Source organism: Ruegeria sp., assembly GCF_965199275.1.
Classification (GTDB): domain Bacteria; phylum Pseudomonadota; class Alphaproteobacteria; order Rhodobacterales; family Rhodobacteraceae; genus Ruegeria.
Genome location: NZ_CBDAQX010000022.1, coordinates 531,728 through 558,465, shown reverse-complemented (window position 1 = coordinate 558,465; position 26,738 = coordinate 531,728). Strand labels below are relative to the sequence as shown.

At 59.0% G+C, this 26,738-nt stretch carries 20 protein-coding genes and 1 pseudogene; 8 read left to right on the top strand and 13 right to left on the bottom strand.

Annotation, left to right across the window (positions count from 1 at the left end; translation table 11 throughout):
* Positions 1-22: 22 nt before the first annotated feature.
* Positions 23-1,969: pseudogene (locus tag ACOERD_RS22450) on the top strand (cation:proton antiporter); the annotation flags it as partial.
* A gap of 101 nt (positions 1,970-2,070) precedes the next feature.
* Here the strand turns inward: ACOERD_RS22450 and ACOERD_RS22445 are convergent.
* From ACOERD_RS22445 to ACOERD_RS22395, 11 genes are all read right to left on the bottom strand, one after another.
* Complete coding sequence (locus ACOERD_RS22445; protein WP_170553900.1) at positions 2,071-3,870, bottom strand: NAD(P)/FAD-dependent oxidoreductase; 1,800 nt, start codon at positions 3,868-3,870, stop codon at positions 2,071-2,073.
* Between the two features lie 148 nt (positions 3,871-4,018).
* The gene (locus ACOERD_RS22440) at positions 4,019-5,758 is read right to left on the bottom strand and encodes a sigma-54-dependent Fis family transcriptional regulator (protein ID WP_419740519.1); all 1,740 of its coding nucleotides are present in this window, start codon (positions 5,756-5,758) and stop codon (positions 4,019-4,021) included.
* Positions 5,759-6,134: 376 nt separating this feature from the next.
* Entirely contained in the window at positions 6,135-9,320 is a 3,186-nt protein-coding gene (locus ACOERD_RS22435; protein ID WP_419740518.1) for an ATP-binding protein, read from the bottom strand.
* Positions 9,321-9,465: 145 nt separating this feature from the next.
* Positions 9,466-10,269 (bottom strand): hypothetical protein, encoded by an 804-nt coding sequence (locus ACOERD_RS22430; protein ID WP_419740517.1) that lies wholly within the window; start codon positions 10,267-10,269, stop codon positions 9,466-9,468.
* Positions 10,270-10,386: 117 nt separating this feature from the next.
* Complete coding sequence (locus ACOERD_RS22425; protein ID WP_419740516.1) at positions 10,387-11,280, bottom strand: RDD family protein; 894 nt, start codon at positions 11,278-11,280, stop codon at positions 10,387-10,389.
* Positions 11,277-12,272 carry a stage II sporulation protein M gene (locus ACOERD_RS22420; RefSeq protein ID WP_419740515.1) on the bottom strand — a complete coding sequence of 332 codons (996 nt, stop codon included), beginning with the start codon at positions 12,270-12,272 and terminating at the stop codon, positions 11,277-11,279. Before ACOERD_RS22420 ends, ACOERD_RS22425 begins: the two co-directional genes overlap by 4 nt.
* Positions 12,272-13,516: a DUF58 domain-containing protein gene (locus tag ACOERD_RS22415; RefSeq protein WP_419740514.1), complete on the bottom strand. Its 1,245-nt coding sequence runs from the start codon at positions 13,514-13,516 to the stop codon at positions 12,272-12,274. Before ACOERD_RS22415 ends, ACOERD_RS22420 begins: the two co-directional genes overlap by 1 nt.
* Positions 13,517-13,551: 35 nt before the next feature.
* A complete protein-coding gene (locus ACOERD_RS22410; RefSeq protein WP_419740513.1) occupies positions 13,552-14,508 on the bottom strand; it encodes an AAA family ATPase in 957 nt (318 codons plus the stop codon).
* The gene (locus ACOERD_RS22405; RefSeq protein WP_419740512.1) at positions 14,498-15,808 is read right to left on the bottom strand and encodes a hypothetical protein; all 1,311 of its coding nucleotides are present in this window, start codon (positions 15,806-15,808) and stop codon (positions 14,498-14,500) included. Before ACOERD_RS22405 ends, ACOERD_RS22410 begins: the two co-directional genes overlap by 11 nt.
* Positions 15,805-16,449, bottom strand: a complete 645-nt coding sequence (locus tag ACOERD_RS22400) for a DUF4129 domain-containing protein (protein WP_419740511.1) — start codon at positions 16,447-16,449, stop codon at positions 15,805-15,807. Before ACOERD_RS22400 ends, ACOERD_RS22405 begins: the two co-directional genes overlap by 4 nt.
* 200 nt (positions 16,450-16,649) lie before the next feature.
* Complete coding sequence (locus tag ACOERD_RS22395; RefSeq protein ID WP_170379200.1) at positions 16,650-17,537, bottom strand: MurR/RpiR family transcriptional regulator; 888 nt, start codon at positions 17,535-17,537, stop codon at positions 16,650-16,652.
* A gap of 137 nt (positions 17,538-17,674) precedes the next feature.
* Between ACOERD_RS22395 and ACOERD_RS22390 the strand changes: the two genes are divergently transcribed.
* Genes ACOERD_RS22390 through ACOERD_RS22365 form a run of 6 tightly spaced genes read left to right on the top strand, consistent with a single transcriptional unit; the run spans position 17,675 to position 23,121 of the window.
* Positions 17,675-18,757 (top strand): alcohol dehydrogenase family protein, encoded by a 1,083-nt coding sequence (locus ACOERD_RS22390; RefSeq protein WP_419740510.1) that lies wholly within the window; start codon positions 17,675-17,677, stop codon positions 18,755-18,757.
* Positions 18,754-19,332: a dimethylsulfonioproprionate lyase family protein gene (locus tag ACOERD_RS22385; RefSeq protein WP_419740509.1), complete on the top strand. Its 579-nt coding sequence runs from the start codon at positions 18,754-18,756 to the stop codon at positions 19,330-19,332. The genes ACOERD_RS22390 and ACOERD_RS22385 overlap by 4 nt, the downstream gene beginning before the upstream one ends.
* Complete coding sequence (locus tag ACOERD_RS22380; RefSeq protein WP_419740508.1) at positions 19,329-20,435, top strand: mandelate racemase/muconate lactonizing enzyme family protein; 1,107 nt, start codon at positions 19,329-19,331, stop codon at positions 20,433-20,435. Before ACOERD_RS22385 ends, ACOERD_RS22380 begins: the two co-directional genes overlap by 4 nt.
* A gap of 23 nt (positions 20,436-20,458) precedes the next feature.
* On the top strand, positions 20,459-20,716 hold the full coding sequence (locus ACOERD_RS22375) for a cupin domain-containing protein (RefSeq protein WP_419740507.1): 258 nt from the start codon (positions 20,459-20,461) through the stop codon (positions 20,714-20,716).
* Positions 20,713-21,822, top strand: a complete 1,110-nt coding sequence (locus tag ACOERD_RS22370) for a mandelate racemase/muconate lactonizing enzyme family protein (RefSeq protein ID WP_419740506.1) — start codon at positions 20,713-20,715, stop codon at positions 21,820-21,822. Before ACOERD_RS22375 ends, ACOERD_RS22370 begins: the two co-directional genes overlap by 4 nt.
* 27 nt (positions 21,823-21,849) lie before the next feature.
* Entirely contained in the window at positions 21,850-23,121 is a 1,272-nt protein-coding gene (locus tag ACOERD_RS22365) for an aspartate aminotransferase family protein (RefSeq protein WP_419740505.1), read from the top strand.
* Positions 23,122-23,371: 250 nt separating this feature from the next.
* On the opposite strand, the gene hemC is transcribed toward ACOERD_RS22365, so the two are convergent.
* On the bottom strand, positions 23,372-24,349 hold the full coding sequence (gene hemC / locus ACOERD_RS22360; protein WP_419740504.1) for a hydroxymethylbilane synthase: 978 nt from the start codon (positions 24,347-24,349) through the stop codon (positions 23,372-23,374).
* 106 nt (positions 24,350-24,455) lie between these two features.
* On the opposite strand from hemC, the gene hemE reads away from it, so the two are divergent.
* Positions 24,456-25,490 carry a uroporphyrinogen decarboxylase gene (gene hemE, locus ACOERD_RS22355; protein WP_419740503.1) on the top strand — a complete coding sequence of 345 codons (1,035 nt, stop codon included), beginning with the start codon at positions 24,456-24,458 and terminating at the stop codon, positions 25,488-25,490.
* Between the two features lie 57 nt (positions 25,491-25,547).
* On the opposite strand, the gene ACOERD_RS22350 is transcribed toward hemE, so the two are convergent.
* Entirely contained in the window at positions 25,548-26,657 is a 1,110-nt protein-coding gene (locus ACOERD_RS22350; RefSeq protein ID WP_419740502.1) for a CaiB/BaiF CoA transferase family protein, read from the bottom strand.
* Positions 26,658-26,738: the final 81 nt, after the last annotated feature.

The following is a 26,738-nucleotide window of genomic DNA, read 5'->3' as shown; positions in this document are numbered from 1 at the left end:
CAAAATTGCACGCTTTTCTACACCTGATCCGTCGCTAAGTGACGCCGTGGGGCAGTTTCCGCTGTTGATCGTTGGCGGAGCACTCACTGGTTGGCTTATGGCGCGTTTGGCGGTTTGGATGATGGCTTTCGTAGACCGTTGGGACAAGGCGCAAATTTCAATTTCTGTCGCGCTGCCGTACCTCGCCTATATCGTTGCGGAACAAAGCGTCGGGGCTTCGGGTGTTATCGCAGTAGTGGTCACAGGTCTAACGCTCAACCTCACCGGCCCCGGTCGTTTGTCACCGGTTGCTTGGGTAAATCTGCAAGAAGTATGGGATCTTTTGGCACATTGGGCCGGAGCACTGATCTTTATTCTTGCAGCATTGTTAATACCGAGACTATTGGAAGGGGTGCAACCGTCTGACTTTGGCCTGTTGGCGGTAGTGGTTCTTGCCGCAACACTGGCGCGGGCGGCGGTTTTGTTCGGCTTGTTGCCCTTGCTCACGACAATCGGTCTGTCGCCAGTTGTGGAACGCCCCTATCGCACCGCAATGCTTTGGGGTGGGCTGCGGGGCGCCGTGACTTTGGCATTGGCACTAGCAGTCACCGAAAGCACTCAAGTACCGCTCGAAACCAAGCGTCTGGTCGGCATTTTGGCCACTGGCTTTACGCTGTTTACACTGATTGTCCAAGGGACAACCTTGCGAACGGTGATCACAAAGCTAGGACTCGACAAACTCACTCCGCTTGATACGGCATTGTCGCGCCAGGTGGTCGCAGTCGCCTTGCAATCAGTCCGCGAGGATGTGTCTCGCACTGCGGAAAACTACGACTTGACCCACCAAATTGTAAGAAACGAAGCCAAACAATTTAGCGAACGCCTCGACGAGGCTGTAAAAGCCGCCGAAGACAGCGCGGAGATCCTGGATCGTGACCGGATCACGCTTGGCCTTATTGCGTTAGCCGGTGCAGAGCGGGATTCAGTTTTGGCCCGAATGCGAGAGCGCACCATGTCATCCGTTCTCAGCGAAAAAATTCTGTCAGACGCGGATCGGCTCATTGAAGGCGCAAGGACCGGTGGGCGGATCGGCTATCAGCGCGCGTCCAATCGATCTGTCGTCTATGGCAAGTCTTTTCGGATCGCCGTTTTCCTGCACAACCGCCTACGAATCTCGTTTCCGCTCACTCGTATAACAGCGGACAGGTTCGAAAGACTGCTCATGCAACGTCTGATCCTTCGAGATCTCGATGGGTTTGTCCGTGGTCGCATACGCCGGATCCACGGTCGCCGGGTTGCGGAGTTGCTAGACGACCTGTTGGAGCGCCGATCCGAGGCGGTTGAGACAGCGCTTGAAGGATTGCGGCTCCAATATCCAGGTTATGCGGAAAAGCTGGAGCGGCGGTTCATCCGAAGGACAGCATTGCGACTGGAGGAGCGAGAATACGCGGTCATGCGCGAGGATGGCTTGGTAGGCGAAGAGCTCTATTCAGTGTTGATGCAGGAAGTGGCGGCACGACGTGCTTTATCCGAAGGGCGTCCTGTACTGGACATCGCCCTGAAGGGGCGGGATCTGGTCAGGCAGTTTCCACTATTCTCTGATCTCGACAAAGCTTCATTGCGAAAACTCAGTAGAGCGCTTCGTACCCGTTACGCCAACGCGGGTGACACGATCCTTTCCAAAGATGAATTGACCCGGAGTGTGTTTTTTATCGCTTCTGGGGCAGTCGAAGTGGAGTTCGGCAGACACATCACGCGGTTAGGTCGTGGCGAAATGTTTGGGCAATTGGCCATGCTAATGAAACGGCCCCGTCGCGTGAACGTGCGGGTGTTGGCACCTTCGACATTGCTTGTGCTCGACGAAGCGCGTTTTCGGAGATTGCTCCGGCGGAGTAAAGCCATGCGGAACTCAGTCAGGATGAGCGCGAGCAAACGCATGATCGACCCTGCGGTTTTGGACCTGGACGAGCATGAAGATTCTCCTGATTAAGGATAGCTGTAAAGAAAGCTCATCAATTAGAATGGAACCGCTACAACTGTTTTTTCATTTCGCGATGGCGCGATGTCCACTTTTTGTTCGAAGCGCGTGCTTTAACTGAGGTGATATACTTCTTGCAGGCCGTAGACAGGCGTCGGGATACCCTCCATTCGGGCTTTTATTTGCAACGACAGGAACTGTGAATAGTGCCGGGACTGATGCAGGTTTCCACCATGCATCCAAAGGTTTGGAACCTGTGTCGGCTTCCACATATTGCGTTGCTCGCCTTCCCAAGGCCCCGGGTCCTTGGTTGTGTCAGAACCCAGGCCCCAGCATTTCCCAAGTCGATCTGCCATATCCTGACCCATCAGGTCTGCGACCCAGCCGTTCATCGAATTATACCCCGTCGCGTAGACCACCAGATCGGCATCCAGATGCGTGCCGTCATCAAGTATGACTCCGGTTTCATCAAGCGCGGTGACCTGGCCGCGTTTCAGCTTGATCTCACCATCAATGATCAACTGACTGGCCCCGATATCAATGTAGTAGCCCGATCCGCGACGCAGGTACTTCATGAACAGCCCGCTGTCGTCATCGCCCCAGTCCAGCCAGAACCCGGCCTTTTCAAGGCCATCATAGAACTCTTTGTCCTGTTCTTTCATCGCGGCATAGGCCGGAATCTGGAATTCATGAAGAATGCGATAGGGCAGCGATGCAAAGATTAGATCGGCCTTTTCGGTCGTCATGCCAGACCGCACCGCACGTTCAGAATAGAGATCGCCCAGTCCGATTTCCATGAGGGTGTCCGAGCGGACAATATGGGTTGAGGACCGCTGCACCATTGTCACATCGGCATCGTTTTCCCAAAGCGCCGCGCAGATGTCGTGGGCCGAGTTGTTGGACCCCACCACAACGACCTTTTTACCGGCCCATTTGTCCGGGCCTTCATGTTCCGACGAATGCACCTGTTCGCCTTTGAAAACATCCATACCCGGAAAATCAGGCATGCGTTTCTTGCCGGACATCCCTGTCGCCATGATCAGTTGCTTGGGCCGCAGTACAACCTCTTCACCGTCCCGGTCGACAGTGATGGTCCATTCGCCCTTGTCTTCATCGAACGTGGCGGATTTGGCCGTCGTGCGCGTCCAATAGTTCAACTCCATCACCTTGGTGTACATCTCAAGCCAGTCACCGATCTTGTCCTTGGGCGAGAAGACGGGCCAGTTTTCCGGGAACTTGATGTAAGGAAGATGATCGTACCAAACCGGATCATGCAGGCAGAGGGATTTGTAGCGATTGCGCCAACTGTCGCCCGGCCGGTCATTCCGTTCAACGATTATCGTCGGCACACCCAGCTGACGCAGCCTCGCGCCCATGGCGATACCACCCTGACCGCCGCCGATGATGACGCAGTAGGGCTGTGTCTTGTAGCCCAGTTCAGCCTCTTCCTGCACCCGTTCTTCTGCCCATGTGGTCCTGTGTTTGCCCGCGCCGTGCTTGGCCCCAAGTGGACGGTTGAACCCTTTGGGTTCTTCATGACCTTTCAGCTCGACCATCGTGGTCAGCAGGGTCCATATCTTGCCATCCTTGAGGCGGATCAACCCGTAGCCGCGTGCCACTTCGGTTTCGAACTCGATCCAAGCGGTGGTTATTCCGCCGTCTTCAGTTGGAACTTCACCTTCGGCTATTTTCCAACCGCTCGGCTTGGTTGTGGCCAGCTGATGCGACAGCATATCTGCCACCTGCGCTTTACCTTCGACCGTTTTAATATTCCAGGTAAAGCTGACCAGATCGCGCCAAAAACAATCGTCCTGGAACATTTCGCAGGCGGCATCGATATCTCCTTTGGACAAAGCCGAACCGAAGTCATCCAGAAACCCCTGAACCTGATCCGAGAGTGTTGTGTCGAGCATGTCATCCTCCCTATCTCCACGGAGCAGAAGGCTGGCAAATCCGAAACCCTTCGGGCAAGCGGATTTGGCGCATAAACACTTGGTGCGGTCCAAAAACGCCATTGCTTGTTGCGCGCGCAACAAGGGCGCAACACGGGTACATATGCGTTTAAGCGGGCGGTCTAAGCCCGGCTTTTCGCATACGGCGCAGGATCGTCGATCGGTTCACACCAAGGCGCCTTGCCAGTTGGGACATGTTCCAATCGCAAGCACGCAGAAGTGTTTCCAGATCATCTGAGTCCTGCTTTTGCGTAGGGGCTAGTGCCGGGCTGGGCAAATCCGTTAAGTCGATGATGTTGTCCTGACACAGGGCGACCGAACTGTGCAGCAGATGTTCCAGTTCACGAATATTGCCGCGCCACAACCGTGATTTCAGGTCCGCGCGGGCAGCGGTCGACAGGCGAATATCGTGGTTGGCAAACCGTCGGAGCAGACGATCAATCAGCCAATCCAGATCCGCACGGTGGCGCAAAGGCGGTAGAGACAATGTGGCCCCCGCAATCCGGTGCAGCAGATCTTCGCGCAGACTGCCCTGCAATCCCGCCGGGGGCTGCCGACATGAGGCGATGATCCTCAGATCAGCCCGCCGCTCAAGCACTGCCAAAAGAGAGGCCTGAGCAGGCTCGCTCAGGTCTTCAACGCCACGCAGGAACAGTGTGCCGGGTTCGATACCATGGCAGAAATTGAATGTTGGCGTATCGCAACAGATCACGGTGTGGAAATCCTGTGTCGCAGGATCAGCCATATGGATCGCGCGCGCCAGCTTGGTCTTGCCCGTCCCGCTTTCACCGGTCAGCAAAAGCGGCAGATTGGTCGGCGCAAGACGGGCCGCTTTGTTCAAAAGTTGCTGAAGGCCCGCATCCGGCCCTGCAAAGCTACCAAGGGCGCCAGGCAGAGCCTTTTCCCGTTTGCGCAGAGCTGCCGTCATCTGCGGCGTCTGTGGAGCAACGGCATGACCATAGAGCGCGCGCCCATCCTTGAGGTGTAAAACGCGGTCTTCAGACGGTCTGCCGCGCATGAATTCGGGCATGTCATCAACGCTGATTTCAAGCCAGTCCTGCAATTGCGACCCAATCAGGTGGCCCGAACCGTCAGGGTCCAGCGCACGTCGGGCCCCCGAGGTCATACCGATGATCTTGCCGCTTCCGTCCACTGCAACCGCCGCTTCGGGATCGACCTCAAGAAATTCAGGGCTGGCTGAAAAGCGCAGGACCCAATCACGCCGCGTCGATGCCATCAGGTTTGCCATCTCGACGCGACGGGCGGAGTTCGTCACCAATGTCATGGCCAGATTTTGCGACGCCTTTGGTGAGGGTCCACGCAACAATGACACATCCAGAACAGCCGCAAGAGCTCCTTTGGTGTCAAAAATAGGCGCTGCCGTGCAAGACAGCGGCGTATGCGTGATAGAAAAATGATCACTCTGATGGATCGTCACCGGCTGACCCGTAACGATACACGACCCCACTCCGTTCGTTCCTGCCAACTCTTCCGTCCACTTGAAACCTAGATGAAGACCCGCAATTCTAAGCTCGTCCTCGAAGTTCCGGTCGCCAAAGAAATCGACGCTGACGCCATCTGCATCCGCAAGCAGCAGGACGTAGTTCTGCCCTGCCACCTGCGCAAACAGCGATTGCAGCCCCGAACGCGCGGTTGCGATCAGACGTTCGGATTGTTCCAGGTGTTCTCGGAATTTGGTGTCAGGGAGGATGTGCGCGGGTTCCTGTCGTGAGGGATCCATACCGTAGGTTTCAACACATCGCTGCCAGCTATCCGCGACAAGTCGGTCCCGCCCCGTATCGAACCCGCTTAAGACACGGTCAATCTCTTTTGAGTGCTGGCGATCCAACAGCTTCCCGTCCTACAAATCCTTCTTAAAAATAGCATGAGGTTGGCTTCGCGCCTATGTTCAAATATCGTCCGGGAAACGTTTGGCGCTTTGCCTCGTCAAGCTGACCTGCGTTGAATGCGCAGCATTGGGCCCTTCGGGCTCAGAGTTGTCATTCTCTGAAATTTGTATGAGTTGCAGCGATGTGTTTCAAAACGAGAATTCTACCATTCTAACCTTGGGCTTTGCTCCGCTAGACACCAAGTTCAGTTCGGTACTTTCATAGTTTAACGCACTGTTTTTCACATTTGATACATACCTTTGAATAACTTGCAGGCATAGTTCCGCACTTCCAGTCCGCCGCGACCTTAAATATTGGCACATTTCGGATAAACTTCTAGGCCAACTCGGCCAGAGCCGTGTCGATCCTGGACAGCATCGGGGATTGGCCAGCGGTCTCAACGATTACACGGGCTTTGCTCAGGTGTTGCACGGCCAATTGCTTTTTCTTGCGGGCTTTGTAGAGCAACCCAAGGATCATGTCGCAGCGGGCTATATAGTGCCCTTTGTCGTCGAATTGGGGGTTGCTGCGCACCTCGTCCAGCATAGCAACCAGTTTCTTTTCGCCAAAGAACAGCACCCAAAGGATCGAGCGGAAATTCCGGAGAAAGACGCCAGCCGACGCTCCGCCCTCACCGGTCAGGATTGCAAGGTACATTTCGCATAGGAACAGACGCGCCCAATCGGCCGAGACTTTGGTGCCTTCGTCCGTGCGCTTTTGAACGGCTCGTTCGATCTGCCGTAGCCCGTCTGCGATGCGTCCTTTCAGGGCATAGGCAACCCCCAGCATCGTTGCCGGGCCCATGGTGAACAGCGTCCAGCCGTGTTCATTGCAATTGTCGATATGGGCCTCAATGATCTCGATCGCGCCTGGTGTTTCCGTGGGTACCATGGCGGATACGCGGGCGGCCTCGGCGATGGCGCGCTCGAACTCGACCTTTGAAGCCCTGTGCGCCTCTTCCGCGATGGCCAGCGCCTTTTCGTGGTCATCGGCGACCATGGCGATCAGGGCTTTCATCGCCGTGCCATAACCCAGAGCCCGCGGGTCGTTGGTCTTTTTGCCCAGCGCAATCATCTTGTCTGCAGTGGCGTGCGCGCGGGCCACCCGTCCGCGTGTCAGCTCATTCCAACCGATGGTGGCAAGGCAAAAGTTCTGAATATAGGCGTCGTCGATCTTTTCCAACTCGGCCTCGATCACGCGCGCTTTGGCTTCGAACTCGGCGTTTGAAATCGGCGAGAAATAGATCGACACCGAAAGCTCATTCACCATGGCATAGGCCCGTGAGGCCGGATCGCCCAGACGTTCGGCCATGGCGGTCAGATCCTGTTGCACCCAGTGCGCCTCACGGTATTTGCCATTACAGACAAGACAGGACACGTAGTGGTGCAGGAACAGCGCGTGATGAGAGCTGTCGCCCACCTGTTCAAGGATGGGGCGCACGGACCCGGCAAGGTCAATGATCGTTTTGACCCTGAGCGAGATGTTCGAACACAGCGCAAAGCTGGCCAGAAACTCAGCGAACTCGGGCTTTGAGGCGCAGTCTGGATCGCTTTCATAAAGGGCGTAGGCTGCCGTGTAGTAGTTGTTGGCCTCGTCCAGCGAATAGACGCCCAGAGACTTGTCCCCGGCCATCGCCGTATATCGAAACGCTTTGTCGGTCTTGTCCGTCTGGCCGTAGTGGTAGGCCAACATTTCGGCCACTTCCTGCAGGCGGTTTGCGTTGCGCAAGACCAGACACTCGGCCACTTCCAGATGCAGGCCCGCGCGGCGAGTGGCCACAAGGCTCTGATACACGGCATCGCGCAGCAGAACATGCTTGAACACGTAGTCCGACGAGTTTTCGTCGCGATACAACACGTCCTGAGCCTGAAGTCGCTGCAGAGCGTCACCGGTTTCAGCGGGGTCTTTGGCCAATTGTGAAAGCAGACCCGGATCAAACCGTCGCCCAATTACGGCGGCGGCTTGCAGCAGGTCCCGATCCTTGGTTGACAGGCGGTCAACGCGGGCGGTCAGCAGGTTCAGCATGCTGGCCGGCAGGTCGGCCTGCGCCATGTCGATATCCAGATGCGCCTCCGCCGCGTCGACCCGAAGGCTGCCTTGCTCCAACAAGTAGGTCAGGATTTCTTCGCCAAACAGAGGGTTACCACCGGCACGTTCAGCCAGTTGCTTGTCCAGCCCCGCAGGCAGAGTGGTTACGCCCAGTCGGTTGCGCGCCAGGTTGGCGAAATCTTCGGTCACCAACGGTTTCAGTGCGATGGTCCGAACCTTGTCGTCGTCGCGCCACGCAGGTGTGTATTCCGGGCGGTGCGTCTGGATCAGCAGCAGGTTGGTCAGGTCCGACCGGTTGACGATGCCCTGCAGCAACTCTTCCGAGGCGCTATCGATCCAGTGGCTGTCTTCGATGAACAGGATCACGGGCTGCTTGGCGCATCGCGCTTTCAGCAGTTCCGGCAGCAATTCACGGGTGCGTAGGCCAATGAGAACGCCGTCAAGCCCGTCCAATGCGTCCGGAGGGGGCGTCAGGCCAAGCAGGTTCATCAGAAGGCCCAGGTTCTGTTGAGAAAAGCACTCCCAAGCCTTCAGGCCGGTTTCGATCTTGTAGGCGATGCGGGTTGGGTTGTCCTGCTCCTTGATGCGGAAACCGGTTCGGACAATCTCGATGATTGGTAGGAAGGGAACCTGCTGCCGATCCGCAAAACAATAGCCAGTCAGGACGTCAATCTGATCGCGGGGCAGGCGGTTGAGGAACTCGAACACAAGCCGGGTTTTGCCCAAGCCTGGTTCCGCCACCAGATCCACCACCGAAACGCCGTTGCGCGCCTGAGCCATCGCATCGGCCAATTGGGTCAGCTCGCTGTCACGCCCCACATAGGTGCTGAGACCACGCGCTACCGAGGCATCAAATCGCGAGGCATCGGCCCGTACGGATTGTAGTTGCCACAGTTTCTGAGGGGCAGCGAGACCTTTGAGCTGATGTTCCCCATCAAAGCGCAGCTCAGTTACCCATTCGACAAGGCTGCGGGTCTTGTCGCAGATCAGCGTACCACCCGATGGGGCCAGGTTTTCGATCCGTGAGGCCATGTTGACCGTGCTGCCCACCGCAGTGGCCGGCCCGTCCGCGCCCTGTACGGCGGCCATCAGAACCGTGCCGGAACTGATGCCGACCCGCATCTGAGGGCGCACACCAAAGCGGGCCTCAATCTTTTGGGCGGATGCGCGGAAAGCGTGATGAATGGCGTCGGCGGCGCGGCAGGCCCGTTCGGCCGGGTCCTCTAGCGCGTCAGGGATGCCGAACAGCGCCATGATGCTGTCCCCGGCAAAATCGCGGACCGTGCCGCCATGCTGAGATACAGCGCCCGACAGGGTGTCATAGACCAGGCGCACAAACTCCAACGCTTGTTCTTCGTCCAGTTTCGAGACGATCGACGTATAGCCAACCATATCCGCAAACAGGACCGAGACCTGACGCCGCTGCCCCAGATCGCCCTGTTGTTGTGTAGATATGACCCCGCCATCCTGCATTACCACCGGAGTGATACAGCAGCAAAGCACGCGCCGCCAGCCGTTGCGGACATGTTGGTGTGATTGGCCTGTGAAATGTACGCGAAAATGTCACGCAGAGACGCGCGGATGCCCGCAGCCCTGTGACCGGACTGCGGGCGTGGACTTACTTGAACACGTCCACCAGATCCGAGACGCTGACGCCTTCTTTGATCTCTTTCAGTCGGGCAAAGATCAAGGCGATGGTGATGCTGAGCCAACCATAGGCAATCGCGTTAAGCGCGGCCTCAAAAAAGACCCAGGGACCCAAAGATGCCGTTGGATCAGCAATTCCGGAGAACCCGAACGCGGCTGCAAAGGCAAATGTGACTACCATTACGACCAGCACAATACATAGACCCATCAGGATCAGCGCGCCGATGATGGGCCAACGGTAGTTCTTGGTCAGAGTCGCGCTGCGTCCCATCGCGCCGAACCCGGCCCTGTCGATCACGATGGCCGGTACGATGACGGAGAATACGGCGTAGATCCAGATACCCGGCACGACCAGAAAAACAAGTCCGATAAAATACAAGATCGTGGTTACGATCGACAGAACTGCAATTGCAGGCAGGTTGACGACAGCCGCCGAGAAATAACTGCCAATACGCGCCGCGCGCCCCAATTTTGCGTCATAGGCGAACTGTATTATGACGGCCGTGGTGACGGCATATGCGAGCAATGTGATCAGAGCCGACACGATCACACCAGAATAGAAGGCGGTATTGTCGAAACCGGCGGTGCCAATGTCATCGAGAGACTGCCCCACCGCATAGTTGTTCACTATGACTTCGATCAGCGCCGGAATGAATCCCAGCAGAAGCACAAGGTGGATCTTTTTGAAAAAGATCGAAAACGTCTCGCCGACAATGGTGCCGACGCCAAGAGGCATGTGAGCCTCGGGGTATTCGGAGTTGGCTGTATCTGTCATTTTTTGTTCCAAACTACTTTTGTGTTCTGTCTCTGATAGAGCCTTTAGAACGGGTTCATCCTCAAGACGAGTTTCGTTTTTCTGCTTCTCGCTTGGGTAAATCTGCAACAGGCGTGGTTAGCCTTGTTTGTCTGCCTCGGCGTGGAATTTATCGGCGCGTTTGTCGCCAAACAACTGGCGCTGTTCCAGAAAGGCGCGTTGTGCTTTGTAGAAGGCCTCGAGAAAGGCAAGCTGGTCTTCTGGTCGTACCGCATCGGCATAGTCGATCTTGCGCCGGACCTGTTCGACAATTGCGGCCATGGTTTCCTTTTTCCGTTTGTGTGCCTCGGGCCCGGTCGCGCGTGCTGCGCCGCGCAGAAACCCTTCGAGTGTCTGTAACTCGAACGTGCCGTAGTGCTCAAGCTGATGGGTCAGAAACTGGAACCGTGGCTGAGTGGCAGTTGCGGGTTTGATCGCCTTGGACATATCGGGCAGCAGGATCGGCTTAGGCAGGTGGATCACATAGGTGCCTGCGACAATGTCCCCCAACCGCTGGCTGCGCTTGTTGAACACCGGCACCGCAACCACGCCCAGTATCCAGGCCAGCGAGATCAGAGACGGGATCAGAGCCTCGGCATTCAGGGTCAGAACCAGCGTGCCAGGCAGGAAAATCTCGGCCTCTTTCATCAGGTTGCGAACGACAAGCGATTGCGTCGTCAGCGCTTGACCATCTGCCGAGACAACCTTGATCTTCATCATGCGCTTACCGATGGTCTGGCCGTTCCACACCAGCTCGGACGCGGCGTAGTAGGGGATGCGGATGACAAAGAACAGCATGGCAGCAACGGCTATCAGCGCCTCGGGCGGGACAACGTCGATGGCCAGCAAAAGCAGGAAGAGGGCGACGGCGCCGACCCCGGTGATCAAGATATCAGCGAATTGGGCGGCCATACGCGCGCCCACACCCGCAACCCGGAAATAGAGCGGCACACCTTCGGGGGGCAGTAGGCGGTCGAGCTTGGGTTGCGTCATGACCGCTTCCTTCCGCCCATGCAGAACCACAGCAACCACAGCGCGCCGATCCCCCAGCCGATGGCGATGCGCGTGGTGCGGTCCTGTACCAACTGCCGGCCGAAGCCTTCCAGCAGCGCAGCAACCACCAGCATCATGGCGGCGATCAGCGCCAGTTTCACTGCGTCATGCCCGGCGGCCCGCAATGCCGCGCGGCGTGTGAGCTGGCCGGGGAACAGTACGGCGAGGCCCAGTTTCAACCCGCCCGCGCCTGCGATGCAGATCGCTGACAGCTCGGTCACGCCGTGGATCGACAGCCAGCCAAACAGGTCCCAGCCCAAGCCCCGATCAATGTGTAGCGCGTAAAAAACGCCCAAAATCAAGCCGTTATAGAACAGCAAAAGAACCGTCGGCGCGCAGAGGAATGCCCCTAGCCCAAACACAAAGATTGCGATGCGTGTGTTGTGTGAGAACAGATAGGTGGCAAAAGCCCCCAGCCCGGACCCGTCTTCCTCTCCGTAGATCACCGAGCGCAGATAGTCCGTACTGGCATCCGGCCCGCGCCCCCCGGCCAGTTCGGTGGGCATGAAGACAAAGAACCATTCGGGATTGTCGAAGTAGAAGAAATACCCGGCGATGGCACCCGCCGCCATGCACAGAAACCCCAGAAAGGTGACGCGCCAGGAGGACCGCATCGCTTGCGGCCCGCCTCTGGTCAGGAACTTGCGTATGATCCCGCCCAGCCTCTGTTGCGGGGCGTAGACACTCAGATAGGCGCGGCTTGTCAGCGCCTCGAGATATTCCAGCAGCCCACGGTCCAATGAGATTTCGCGCGCGATGGATAGTGATGTTGTGGCCTGCCGGTAGAGGTCGGCCAGATCACGCGCCTCTTGAAAGCTCATGCGGTGCAGGCCCTGACCTTCGGCCTTGTCAACGAGATCGGACAAGCGTCTCCAGTCGCTTTCGCGTTCCTGCCGGAACCGGGCCGAGCGGATCAGATCAGCATCAGACATCAGATCATCTCTCGCGCTTTGATTTCCAGATAGGTTGAGATCAGCCGCGCCGAGATCTCGCCCGGTTCGGCGTCAATCACGGTCACGCCGATCTGTTGCAGCCGTTCCAGTACAAGGCGGCGTTCGCGCAGAAGCTGCCCGGTCGAGACGGTCTCGGCCACGTCGTTCATGTCCTGCGGGGCCGTGTTGACCTGCGCCTCGAGGATCGGATCGCTCAGGGTGACGAAAACGATCAGGTGCCGCTTGGCCAGCGCGTTTATGTTCTCGACCATCAACTCGGCCGAGGTGGTGTCGACGAAATCCGAAAACACAATGATCAGGCTGCGTTTCGGAGTGCGCCCGTTCAGCTCGGTCATGGCGAGGGTGTGGTTCGTCTCGACGCTTTCATATTGCAGCTCGGCCGTGCGGCTGCGCAGTCGGGTGAACGCGGCGCGGCCCGGTTCGGGGGGCAGGAACATGCGCGGCTTGGCGTCATAGGCATAGAGCCCGACCAGATCCCCCCCGATGGCTGCGGCCCAAGCGGTGGCAAGGGCTGCGGTGATGGCATGGTCGATCTTGGGCAGGCCCGCGATCTCCTCGCGCATCTGATAGCCGTTGTCCAAGGCGATGATCACGTGGTGGTTGCGCTCGGCCCGGACCTCTTTGGCGACCAAAGACCAATGTCGCGCCGACCGCTTCCAGTCGATTGAGTTCGCATCCATGCCGGGTACGAAATCCCGCAATTGGTGAAACTCGGTGCCCTCACCAATGGCGCGGTTTTCCTTTACGCCGAACAGGCGGGATTGAACCGTTGTCGAGATCTCACCCGATTGAACACGGCGGATGTTGGGTACGACCGCCAGTTCAAGACCAAAGGCGATTTTCGGGACGAATTCGAACAGTTTGAACCGAGAAGACCAGCTGAGCCATAGATGCGAGAGGCGCCATGTCCCCCGGCGAATGGCGCGAAACGGAATACGCGCCTGACCGCTGGACAGGTCGAACCGGGCCGGTACTTCGATCCCTTCGGGCCAGTGTACCTGCCCGGTCATGCCCGAGGTCGCAGGAGTGACGGTCAAGGTGACCTCATCCTGTTCGCCCACGAAGATATCACCCGGCGGCTCGACCGAGACCGAACGGCGGCGCGGCCAGGACAGCAGCAGGTCACCTATGGCCAGCGCGCACAGAACCACCCACGGCACCCCGGCAACGGTGCGAGTTGCGTCGCCCATGACAACGGCGACCAGCGACAGGCCAAGCGCCACGCAGGCCGCCACCAGCAATATGCGCGAGGGACGGATCAGCGGGGGGCCTCGATCTGGTTGAGGATGTTCTCCAACACCTGCTGCGGCCCGCGCCCTTCGATCTCGGCCGCGGGGGACAGAACGATGCGGTGTTGCAGCGCGTGGATGATCAGGGTTTTGACGTCGTCAGGAATGGCAAAATCGCGCCCGTTCAAGGCCGCCGTTGCGCGGGTCGCCCCGGCGATTGCATCTGCGGCGCGGGTCGAAGCGCCAAAGGCGATATCCGCGCTTTCCCGTGTGGCGCGCACCAGACGCAGGATATAGGCCAGAATGTCGTCATCCAGCACGATCTCATCAATCAACTGCCGGGCCGCTGCCATCGTCGGAGCGTCGAGCAGAGGGCGCACCGTTTGCGTTGCGCCTAGGGGATCCAGCGGTGCATTGGCGTGCTGACGAAGGATCGACAGTTCCACGTCTTCGGGCGGGAAGCTGAGGTTTACCTTGAATAGGAAACGGTCCAACTGCGCTTCGGGCAGCGGGTAGGTGCCCTGTTGTTCGATCGGGTTCTGGGTGGCGACGACGATGAATTCGGACCCCAGCGAATGGTCGGTGCCGTCGATAGTCACCATGCGTTCGTTCATCGCCTGCAGCAAGGCGGCCTGGGTCTTGGGCGGCGCGCGGTTGATCTCATCCGCCAGCAGGATCTGGCTGAAGACGGGGCCCTTGGTCAGAACAAACTCGCTGGTCTGGAAATTGTAGATCGAGGTGCCCAGAACATCACCCGGCATCAGGTCAGGTGTGAACTGAATGCGCCCGAACTCAAGGTTCAGTGCCCCTGCAAAGCTGCGCGCCAGCAGTGTCTTGGCGGTGCCCGGAGGCCCCTCAAGCAGCACGTGGCCGCGCGCAAACAGCGCTGTCAGCAGCAGGTCAACTGCCTCTTCCTGGCCTTGCACAACTTTGCCGATCTCAGCCCTGAGGCTTTCGGCATGGGAAAACAATTCATCAAGCGTCATCGGCAAGTTGCTCCAGTATCAACTCAAATTGGTCCACATAGGGAATGGCATGTTCCGGCCCCAGATGCGGGGGAAGGGCGCGGATAGATGCGATCAGATCTTCCAGTTTTGCGGTCAGGTCCGGTTTTCGGGCGCGAATATAGGTGAGGTACGCTTCCTCGGGCGTGCCACGCAGGGCGTGCGAGGTGCCGAACACCGACGCCGCGCGGGCGCGCAGGCGGGTGTCGATGAAATCCGACAGCAGCGCACCGTCCTGATCGGTCATCCGCATCAGCCGCGCACGGACCCGATTGGCAGTTCGTTTGCCTGAACCGAGACCCAGCGACAGATCCGCAACCGGCCCGCTGCGCACACCACCGCGCCAGACCGCGAGGGCCAGCAGAAGCCCCGCGCCGATCCACAGGGTCAGGAACGGCGGTTCGAACAGGCGTTTCAGATCGTCCCAGGTGCGTTCGCGCGCGACATGCTGTTGCGGGTCGGTCAGCCAGTTGCGGTCGCTATAGTCGATGATGATCCGCTTCTCGCCTGCAATCTCGAGCAGCACCTGCGCCGCGATCCGGGCATTGTCGCCCAGAGCCAGCCCATGGTTGTTCAACAAATCCGGGTCGGACAGAACATGGACCTTTTTCTGCTCGCCGTCGCCGGGCAGCGGGCAAAGGCCCAGAACCATAGCGCCCTGACGGCCCACCAGCGGCTCGCAGCCTTGCCCGTCAAAGACCTGCGCCGCGTAGAGGCGGGCGGTCAGCGTATCGTCGGAGACTACGTCAAAGTCGGTGAACGGAACGCGGGCCGAGCGGATTGTGCCGACATCCGAACCAATAATCCCATGTAGAACGCCCTCGATCCCTTGTTCGGGGGACAACAAGATAGGATGCCCCAACCCGGTCAACCTCAGACCCGAGCGCCATTTGGGCAAGATCACAAGGCTGGGGGTCGAGAGCGCCTTTTCGCGGATCACGTCCAAAGTCTGATCGAACTCATCCGTTTGCAGCAGCAGCTCTTCCTTGGTCTGCACGCGCGCGCGGTCCTCGTCCGGGTGGGTGTCGTAGATGGGTTGGATCAGCAGGCCGATGGTGCTGCGGTCCAGCGGCCAGCCTCCGGTAAAGGTTTGCGCGGTGTGGCCTTGATCGCGCAGCCACAGCTCTAGCCCGTCGAACCCGGTCGAGGAGTCGCGCAGCGCATATTGCCGGCCGGCCATCACATAGAGGAATATGCCGATGCACAGCGCGCCGATGATACCAAAGATGATCCAGTCGACCCGGACCCGCTCGGTCGCTGCAATGTTGGCCGTATCGCTCATGCGCGGACCTCGCGCAGGATGGGGCGGATGCGCGTCAGCAGCGCGTTGAAGTCGGGGTCGCTGATAGAGCGGTGGCCGAAATGCACCCGTTCACTTTCCAGCACCAGCGCGCGCAAGTCGGGGATGTACCAGAGGCTCTGCGGCAGGCTGCGCAGCGCCTCGCGGTGGGTCCAGCTGCGCTTGAATAGCACCTCATTGGCGCTGAGGCAGCGGATCAAGACCAGTTGCGCCAGTCCAACGACGGCCTGGTTGCGATCCTCCTGCCTTAGAATGGTGTCCAGATCGGGCAATTCCTCGTCTGTCTCGGGCGTGTCCACTGACGGCTTTCCGTCGCGCTTTGCGTTGCCCGCCCCTGACCGGAAAGAAACCGCCGTTCGGCCCACGCTGAGGTACAGGATCCACGCCAACACGGCCAGAACCAGGGTCGAGACGATCCCCATCGTCCAGTTGGTATCAAGCGAGACGGTTTGAGACTCTTCGTCAGGTGTGGGTGAGAATTTGGTGTCCAGCGGAGGTGCCGGTTGGGTGGGGTCAAAATACACTACATCCGTGTCGATCCCGCGATAGCGAACGGCCTTTAGATAGTCCTGCCCCGAGGGGCTAAGCTCGGTTGGGGAAAGCGCTTTTTCTTGCGCTGTCACCAGTGTGGGAGCGCAGAAAAGAAACGATATAAATAAGGCCGTCAAAAAACGCATTGAGCTATCGTTAGTTCACTCTCGTCAGGCACGCAATCGGTAGAATGCGCCTCGCGCATGGATTGACCACGGCGGGCACGCGACCCGTGTTTGTCGCGCCCATGTGGCGATTTCATGACAGGTTTTTAGAGCGGGGTCGGGTGTGACTATTCGGGCTCTTCCGCATAGAGACCAAGCTCATGCCTGCGCTGGTGGAACCGCGCGACGCGATCGACAATCTCATCGCTGGAAACAGCGATCACGAAGGACAAAAGCGTCTCAAGCAATGCAATGGTCGATACTGACGAAGGGAAGAACTGCGGCGTGTCCGCAGACAGAACAAACCCGTGCTGCGCGTTCAGGATCACCGGGCTGGCCGGGCTGTCCGAGATGCCAACGACCGTCATACCTTGCTGGCGCGCCAGCTTGATCGCCTCGATCACTTCGGTCCGATAGGGGTGGCAGGTGATCGCAATGAGTACGTCCTGTTCATCCGCCCAAGCCAGATCATCAACCGGGGTCGAGCCGGAACGGGGGATGGCGTGAAACTGCTTCATGCCGGTCGAGGCGAGATAGGTGAAGTTGCGGGCGTTCGAGTTGTTTACCCCGACGCCCAGCGTAAAGATCTGGCGACAGTTCCAGATATCCTCGGCGGCGGCCTGCAGTTGTTTGGCGTCGATCCTGGCAAAGGTCTCTTCGATATTGCGGATCGCCGCGCCGATCATGTCAGCGTAGAGCCCGCCCAGTTCGCCGGACTTACCGATGTCCTGAAGCCACCGGGCGCGGTCAGGAAATGAGACTGACCCTTGCCGGATCGCCTGCCGGAACGGCGCGCGAAAATCCTCATAGCCTTCAAAGCCGACTTGCCGGGCCATGCGGACAAAGGTGTTTGGTTTGACATTGGCAGCTTCGGCAATTTCACGCACGGTCGAAACGCCGACATCTGTGGGGTTTTCCAACACATAGCGCGCGGCCTTTTGGGCCTCGGGTGTCAGGGCCTCCCATTCCTCGGCCAGACGGTCGAGAACGATTGATGATACATTTGTGTCATTCATTGTTGATCGTGGTACACTTGTGAAATTAGCCTGTCGAGCAGATTCGCACACCGGGCGCACCAAGATGATCTAAAACGCCGGTATGTGGCCCCCGAAACACCTCTGCCGACCTGCGGCGCATTTGAGGAGACTACTGGATGAGTTTGCCTGACACAATGAAGGCGATGGTGACCATGGGTCACGGCGGGTTGGAGCAGATGGTGCTTCATGAAAACTGGCCCCGCCCGGAGCCGGCTGCGGGTGAGGTGTTGATCAAGGTTGCCGCTTGCGGGTTGAACAACACGGACGTGAACACGCGCTCGGGCTGGTACTCGAAGACCGTCACAGATGCGACCACGGGCGGTGCGTTTGAAGAGGTGGGCGAGGATGACCCGACCTGGGGCGGCGCGCCGATTACCTTTCCTCGCATTCAGGGTGCCGATATCTGCGGTGAAATTGCTGCCGTAGGAGAGGGAGTGGATGTGGCGCGGATTGGCCAAAGGGTGATCACCGATGGCTGGCTGCGCGATCCGGATGATCCCAGCAACATGGACAAAACGGGCTACTATGGGTCCGAACGGGATGGCGGTTTTGCTGAATACGCAACGACGCTGGCCGTCAACGCGGTGCCGATCACATCAAACCTGTCGGATGCCGAGCTTGCGACCTTCTCGTGTTCCTATTCCACGGCCGAGGGCATGCTGACCCGGGCAAATGTCACGGACAAAGACACGGTTCTGGTGCCGGGGGCCTCGGGTGGTGTTGGTGGCGCACTTGTGCAGCTGGCCAAGCGGCGTGGTGCGCGGGTGATCGCGTTGGCGTCCGAGGCGAAACACGCCGATGTTGCCGCTCTGGGTCCAGACATGATCCTGCCGCGTGCGCCGGAAAATCTGCGTGCTGCGCTGGGCGATCAGAAGATCACCGTGGTGGCCGACGTAGTCGGTGGTCCCTACTGGGCGAAGCTGATCGACATTCTGGAACGAGGTGGGCGCTACACCTGTTCGGGTGCCATCGCTGGCCCGATGGTCGAATTTGACCTGCGTACGTTCTACCTGCGCGATCTGACCTTCACAGGCTCAACTGTGATTGACCCGCAGGTCATGAAGAACCTTGTGAAGTACATTGAAGCGGGTGAGATCAAACCGGCCTTGGCAGCCACCTATCCGCTTGAGGAGCTTCGGGAAGCGCAAGCTGCGTTCATCGCCAAGCAACACACCGGCAATATCGTGGTGATCCCATGACTTTGGATGATGTGCTGCGGGCCGCGCGTTTGGTGCATCAAACGCATCCCGATCTGTCCGCCTTTGGTGCGTGGCCGTCGGACCTGTCGGCGTCGGAACTGGAACCGAACCATATCCCTGCTGCGGATCAGGTGCGCGAACTGACCCTCTCAGGAAGTGCCGGGACGCAGGCTTTGGTCGAGGCGATCAAGGCGACCGCCTATTTGGCCCAGTGGAAACACACCTACAAGGAAGAGGAGGTCGGTGCCGAGTTTCTAAGTCGCTATGGCTACTACGAATTGTTCGGCCCGACCGGCCATTTTCATTCAACCCAGCTGCGCGGTTATGTCGGCTATTGGGGGCCGGGTCTTGCTTATGACTGGCACAGCCATCAGGCGGAGGAGCTTTACCTGACGCTGGCTGGGGGTGCTCTGTTCAAGGTCGATGGGGAGGAGGCGTTTGTTGCCGAGGGTCAGACGCGCAGCCATGAAAGCTGGCAAAGTCATGCGATGACCACGACGGATCAGCCGATCCTGACCTTCGTGCTTTGGCGTGGCGAAGGGATGGGCGATCTGCCCAGAATGGACGCAGCATGAAGATTACCCGGATCCGCGTGTTTCAGACCGGGCTGCCCTATGTCGGCGGCGCCTATGTCTGGGGCGCGGGGAATGCCATCGAGACGGCCACGGCCTCGGTCGTGGTCATCGACACGGATGCAGGCTTGCAAGGCTGTGGTGAGTTCACACCCTGCGGCGAGAACTACATGGTCGCGCATTCCGAAGGCGTTGTGGCGCTGGCGCGGCTGGTCGCGCCGCACTTGCTGGGAGAAGATCCGCGTCAGGTTGGCCGGATCGAGCAGTTGATGGACCATCTGGTGCAGGGGCATGGCTACGCGAAGGCTCCGTTCGATGCGGCGTGCTGGGATATCCTCGGGCAGGCCTGCGATCAGCCAGTCTGGATGCTACTGGGTGGAAAGCTGACGGATGGCGCACCCATGTACCGGGTCGCGCCGCAAAAGGCGGTAGATGAGACCGTGGCCGAGATGAATGCCTATCGCGATCAAGGCTACCGGCAGTTTCAGATCAAGGTTGGTGGTGACTGGGCCACCGATATTGACCGTATCCGCAGCACGGTTCCCTTGCTGCAGCCGGGCGAAAAGGCGATGGCGGATGCCAATCAGGGTTGGCGGGTCGACAATGCGATCCGGGTGGCGAGGGCCACGCGAGATCTGGATTTCATCCTCGAACAGCCCTGCCGCACCTATGAGGAATGCCAGCAGGTCCGCCGTGTCGCAGAACAGCCGATGAAGCTGGACGAATGCGTGACTGGTATCCAAATGGCACAACGCATTGTCGCCGATCGAGGGGCCGAGATCTGCTGTCTGAAAATCTCGAACCTCGGTGGGCTCAGCAAGGCGCGGCGGGTGCGGGACTATCTGGTCGAAAACCGCATTCCTGTGGTCAGTGAAGACACCTGGGGAGGTGAGATCACAAGCGCGGTTGTGGCGCATTTTGCGGCTTCGACTCCGCCCGAGTATCTTCAGAACACCACTGACCTGATGAACTACAACACCCGGTCGACCGGAATTGGCGGCCCGGAGTCGCGGAATGGCAAGCTTTATGCCTCGGATACGCTTGGGTTGGGGGTCGTGCCGGATTTCGAAAGCCTCGGCGCACCGGTAGAGGAGTTCTGCCTTTGAGAGACCAAGCCAAAGCAACCCAGATGATCGACGACGCGCGCGTACGAGTAACTCGGTTTGACTTTGCCCCCGGCGCTGAAACCGGCTGGCACCGCCATGCGATGGACTATGTGATCACCGCCATTACCGATTGCCACATGCGTTTGGAATTGCCTGATGGAACGGTCAATGAGGTGACAGTGCCTGCCGGAACATCCTACCGCCGGGACCAAGGGGTCGAGCACAATGTGATCAACGCGGGGGACCACTCCATGTCCTTTGTCGAAGTGGAACTGAAATGAAGATCACTCGACTAACGGTTTTTCAGGTCGATCTGCCGCTGGAGCATTCATATTGGCTGTCTGGTGGACGGCTGAAGTTTGAAAATCTCGACGCAACGATTGTGAAGGTGGAAACGGATGTGGGCCTGACGGGATGGGGTGAAGGCACCCCTTGGGGCCACACCTATGTTCCTGCGCACGGGCCGGGTATCCGGGCCGGGATCGAAACCATGGCTCCGTTCATTCTGGGTCTTGATCCCCGCAAGGTGCTGGAGGTTGAGCGTGCGATGGACCTCGCGCTGCCCGGTCACCTCTATGCCAAAAGCCCGATCGATATGGCTTGCTGGGATATCGCCGGTCAGGCGGCGGGCCTGCCCTTCGCCGATCTGATGGGCGGAGGCTCCCGAACGCCGCGCCCGATTGCCTCGTCCGTCGGGGCGAAGACCGTTGAAGAAACGCGCGAAGTCATCGAACGCTATCGCAGCCGGGGCTATATCGCGCATTCGGTCAAGATCGGCGGCAATGTCGAACGCGACATCGCCCGTGTTCGGGATGTGGAAAGCATCCGCCGACCGGGTGAGATTGTCCTTTATGACGTCAATCGAGGCTGGACCCGGCAACAGGCCCTGAGGGTGATGAGCGCCTGTGAGGACTTGAACGTGATGTTCGAGCAGCCGGGCGAGACGCTGGACGACATCGCGGCGATTTCGTCGAAACATGCGTCACCTGTTTCGGTGGACGAGTCTCTTGTCACCTTGCAGGACGCCACCCGGATTGCGCGGGATGGTCTGGCCGAGATATTCGGGATCAAGCTGAACCGGGTCGGTGGGCTGACCAAGGCTGCGCGGATGCGGGACATTGCGCTGGCCCATGGGATCGACATGTTCGTCATGGCGACCGGAGGGTCCGTGCTGGCCGATACTGAAGCGCTGCATCTGGCCGCCACCATCCCCGATGACAATTGCCACGCCGTCTGGGCCTGTCAGGACATGATCACCGTCGACATCGCAGGCGGGCGCGGCCCGCGCAACGTGGACGGCCATCTGCATCTGCCCGACACGCCCGGCCTTGGTGTGCATCCCGACGAAGACGCTCTGGGCGCCCCGGCGGCCGTTTACAGACTCTGATTTTCTTGACGATGGAGATCGCGTGATATGCTCAAGATCAACACTCAATCCGAATGGATCGACCGAGCCAAGGCGGCTCTGCCGGCGGGTGGGTTCGGCAATTTCGACCCCGGCATCATGATCTCACGCGGCGAAGGCAGCCGCGTCTGGGATGAGGATGGGAACGAATATATCGACTACCTGATCGGCTCGGGTCCGATGCTTTTGGGTCATGGCCACCCCGAAGTGCTCGAGGCCGTACTGGAACAACTGCCCAAGGGCATGACCTTCTTTGCAAATAACAGCAAAGGTGTCGAACTAGCCGAGGCGATCATTGACGCCGTGCCCTGCTGTGAACAGGTGCGCTTTGTCGCTTCGGGCGGCGAGGCGGATATGTACGCGATCCGTCTGGCGCGCGCTTATACCGGGCGGGACAAGATCCTGAAATTCGAAGGCGGCTATCACGGCATGAGCGCCGAGGCGCAGATGAGCCTCGCCCCCAGTCGCGAGGTGAATTTCCCGCAAGCCGTGCCTGACAGTGCTGGTATTCCGTCAGGCGTCGCCGAACAGATGCTGATCGCGCCTTTCAATGACCTTGAGGCCGTTGAGACTCTGCTGAACGAACATGACGATATCGCCGCGATCATGGCCGAGCCGTTGCAGCGTATCATTCCCCCGATGCCGGGATATCTGCAGGGTCTGCGCGCGCTGTGCGACAAATACAATGTGCTGTTGGTCTTTGATGAGATCGTCACCGGATTCCGCCTGGCCTATGGCGGAGCGCAGGAACGGTATGGTGTGACGCCCGATATCTGCACGCTGGGCAAAATCACCGGCGGCGGCTTCCCTCTGGCAGCACTGGGCGCAAGCGCTGACATCATGAAGCATTTCGATAAATCGCAGGTGGGTGAGGCCGGATGGCTGATGCAGTTGGGCACTCTGTCAGGTAACCCAGTGGCCTCGGTCGCCGGGTTGAAAACTATGGAGATTTTGCAGCGCGAGGGGACATATGACCAGTTGCGCGCAACAGGCGCGGCCTTGCAGCAGATGCAAGTGGATGAGCTGACCAAAGCGGGCATTCCCCATCAGATCTGCGGCGATGAAACGCTGTTTGATGTCTATTTCACGGCAAACCCCTGCCGCGACTACCGCAGCGCACGGCATGACGACCCCAAACGGAACACGCTCTACAATGATGTCCTGCGGGAGAATTGGATTTTCAAATCTCCGGGCAAACTCTACCCGTCTTTGGCGGTGACCGAGGCTGATCTGGAGCAAACGCGCGAAGCGGTGAAACGGGCCGTTGCGGCACTGGGTTGATAAAAGGTGTGCTGATCAAAAGAAAACGGGCCGCTGTCGAAATTGACAGCGACCCGTTCACCTATTGCAGTCCGGGCGTAGCCTCGCCCCCTCGAATACTTGTTAAAACACCAACAATCTGAAAACTTTCGATACTTTCGATACTTTCGATACTTTCGATACTTTCGATACTTTCGAGGCTGTCCAGTCTTGCAACCGGTATGGCCTATTACTGCCACATCTTTGCAAAGGCCACAGTGAAGAACTTCACTTAAGGTAAATTTATCATATTTTTTTTCCAATCGAAGAAACCGGGACCTGCCTGACGTAGCAGAGTGTCGGCCATTGCCCGGCCCATCTCGGTGGCGTCTTCGATTGCGCCTGTTGTATTTTCCGCAATAGCCTCGGATCCGTCGGGGCGCAGAACCTCGCCCCGCAGTTGCATTTGGCCGTTCTCGATTTCGCAAAGCCCGGCGATCGGGGTCTCGCAAGACCCGTCCAACCCGGCCAGTAACGCACGCTCCGCTGTCAGACGTTGACCGGTTTCAGCGTGATGAATCGCTTCAAGCAGTTCGGCGGCCCGGCTGTCTGTTTCGCGGCGTTCAATGCCGATCGCGCCTTGCGCGATGGCGGGCAGCATATCGTCCGTCGAAATCGCGGTGGCAGGGACGTCCTCCATCCCCAGTCTACGGATGCCGGCCATGGCCAGAAAGGTGCAATCAGCCACGCCGTCCGCCAGTTTCTTCAGGCGGGTCTGCACGTTGCCGCGAAATTCGACCACATTCAGGTCTGGGCGGCGGTTCAGCAATTGTGCCCGACGCCGCAGGGACGATGTGCCGACAACGGCGCCCTCGGGCAGGTCGTGGATCGAGGTGAATTGCGGGGAAATGAACGCATCGCGCACATCCTCGCGCGGCAGGAATGTATCCAGCACCAGCCCAGCGGGCTGTTCGACGGGCATATCCTTGGTCGAATGGACGGCGATGTCGATATCGCCGCGCAGCATCGCCTCTTCGATTTCCTTGGTGAAAAGGCCCTTGTTGCCGATCTCTTTCAACGGGCGATCTGCATCGATCATGGCGCGGTTGTCGCCGGTGGTTTTGATGACCACGATCTCAAATGCCTCATCGCTCAGCCCGAACGTATCGCGCAGCCTCTGGCGGGTCTCATAAGCTTGTGCCAAAGCCAGCGGAGAGCCTCGGGTGCCAATTTTCAGCGGCGATGCGGGGGTGGGCAGAGTCAGTGTCATGGACACCAGCTTTAGTCGCGTCACATTGCCCTGACAATGGGGGCGGTGCTTGACAAATTGCCACTGAGCGCCGACCCGTGGACGAAACGCAAGATTGAGGGCGATGATGGCTGAGACGAAGAAATTGCTGCGGGCACTGGCCGGAGAGGTTCAGGACATTCCGCCGATCTGGATGATGCGTCAGGCCGGGCGGTATCTGCCGGAATATCGCGCAACACGCGCGCAAGCCGGGGATTTCCTGTCGCTGTGCTACAATCCTGAACTGGCGGCCGAGGTCACGTTGCAGCCTATTCGTCGCTATGGGTTTGACGCCGCGATCCTGTTTGCTGACATCCTTCTGGTTCCTCAAGCGCTGGGTGCGGACTTGTGGTTTGTGACAGGCGAAGGCCCGCGCCTTTCGACGATCACGCAGCAATCCGACTTTGACGTGTTGAAGCCGGTTGAGGACATTCATGAGACCCTGTCCCCGGTCTATGAAACTGTGCGTATCCTATCGAAGGAACTGCCGTCCGAGACCACCTTGATCGGATTTGCAGGCGCGCCGTGGACTGTCGCGACCTATATGATCGCAGGGCGCGGCACGCCTGATCAGGGTCCTGCGCATGCGCTGCGCGAGGAGAATAACGCCCTTTTCGAGGCTCTGTTAGAGCGGATTACACTGGCAACGATCGAGTATCTGTCGGCTCAGATCCAAGCCGGGGCCGAGGTGGTCAAGATCTTTGACAGCTGGGCCGGGTCTTTGAAAGGCGACGCGTTCCAGAAATACGCGGTTGAGCCGTGCCGCGTGATCACGCAGGCCATTAAGACACGCCATCCCGGTATTCCAGTCATTGGCTTCCCGCGTGAAGCGGGCGAGGGCTATGTCGGGTTTGCCAAGGCAACCGGTGTGGATTGTGTGGCGCTGGACAACTCGGTCGCGCCTGACTGGGCGGCGGCGCATGTGCAGGTGGATGGCTGCGTGCAGGGGAACTTGGCCTCGTCCCATATGGTCACGGGCGGTCAGGCGCTGGTGGATGAGACGCGGCGGATTGTTGAGGCGTTCTCCAAAGGTCCACATATCTTCAACCTCGGTCACGGGATTACGCCGGATGCGGATCCTGAGAACGTGCAATTGATGATCGACACGGTGCGCGGGCGGTAAAGGGAAGGGGGCCAGCCCCCTTCTTGGCCTTTGGCCAATTCATCCCCCGGGATATTTTTAGCCAGATGAAGGGGCGAATCGGGTCTGGGCGGAGAGTTCGCTCAGAATGTCTTGGGTGTGTTCGCCTCGGGCCGGACTGGGTTTGGCACTCCAGTGCATGGTCGGGAAGCGGGGCGCGGCGGCGGCTTGCAAGGTGCCATCCACGGTTTGCCAGGTTTGGCGGGCGGTGTTCATGGGGTGGTTTTGGGCCTCGACCGGGTCAAGGACCGGGGCGACGCAGGCATTGGTTTCGTGAAACAGCGCGGCCCAGTGGTCGCGGGGTTTGCTCAGGAACAGGTCTGTCAGTTTCTTCGTTTGGTCCTGCCAGAGCTTTGGGTTGAATTGCTCCTGCAAGTCGGGGTTTTGTGAGAGGCCCAGAACGTTCAGGAATTCGGCGTAGAATTTTGGCTCAAGGCATTGGACCGTGACGAAGCCATCATCGGCGCAGCGGTAGGTGCGGCTCCAATGTGGACCGTCGAGCAGGCTTTGGCCGCGCGTTTCTGACAAGTTGCCGGTTTGGCGCATGCTCATCAGAAGGTTCATCATATGCGCCGAACCATCGTAGATGGCCGCATCGACGACGGTGCCCTGACCGGTGCGCTGGGCGTTGAGCAAACCGGCGAGGAGGCCGGTAACCAGATACATCGCGCCGCCGCCAATGTCTCCGACGAGAGTCGCTGGGGTTTGCGGCGGTGTTTCAGGTTGCGCCGCGTACCAGAGAGCGCCCGAAATGGCGATGTAGTTGAGGTCATGCCCGGCGGTGTGTGACAAGGGGCTGTCCTGGCCCCAACCGGTCATGCGTCCGTAGACCAGTTTGGGGTTCAGCGCATGGCATATGTCGGGCCCCAGTCCCAGTTTCTCCATCACGCCGGGTCGGAAGCCTTCGATCAGTGCGTCGGCGGTGGTGATGAGTTCTTTGGCGGTATTCAGGTCGGTTGCATCCTTGAGATCAAGCGCAATGGACCGTTTGCCCCGGTTCAGCACCGAGCGTTCCGGCATGCCGGGTGTCACACTGCCGCCCTTGCGATGGATGGTGATCACATCCGCGCCGAGATCAGCCAGCAACATGGCGGCGAAAGGGCCGGGGCCCAGGCCTTCGATCTCGATTATGCGTATTCCGTTCAGCATGTATCTCTCCGGTGTGTGCAGCGTTCCCCGGACCCTACAGCAATTCTGCGCAGAGCTCTGTGCGAAATTGGCCTGTTCCAC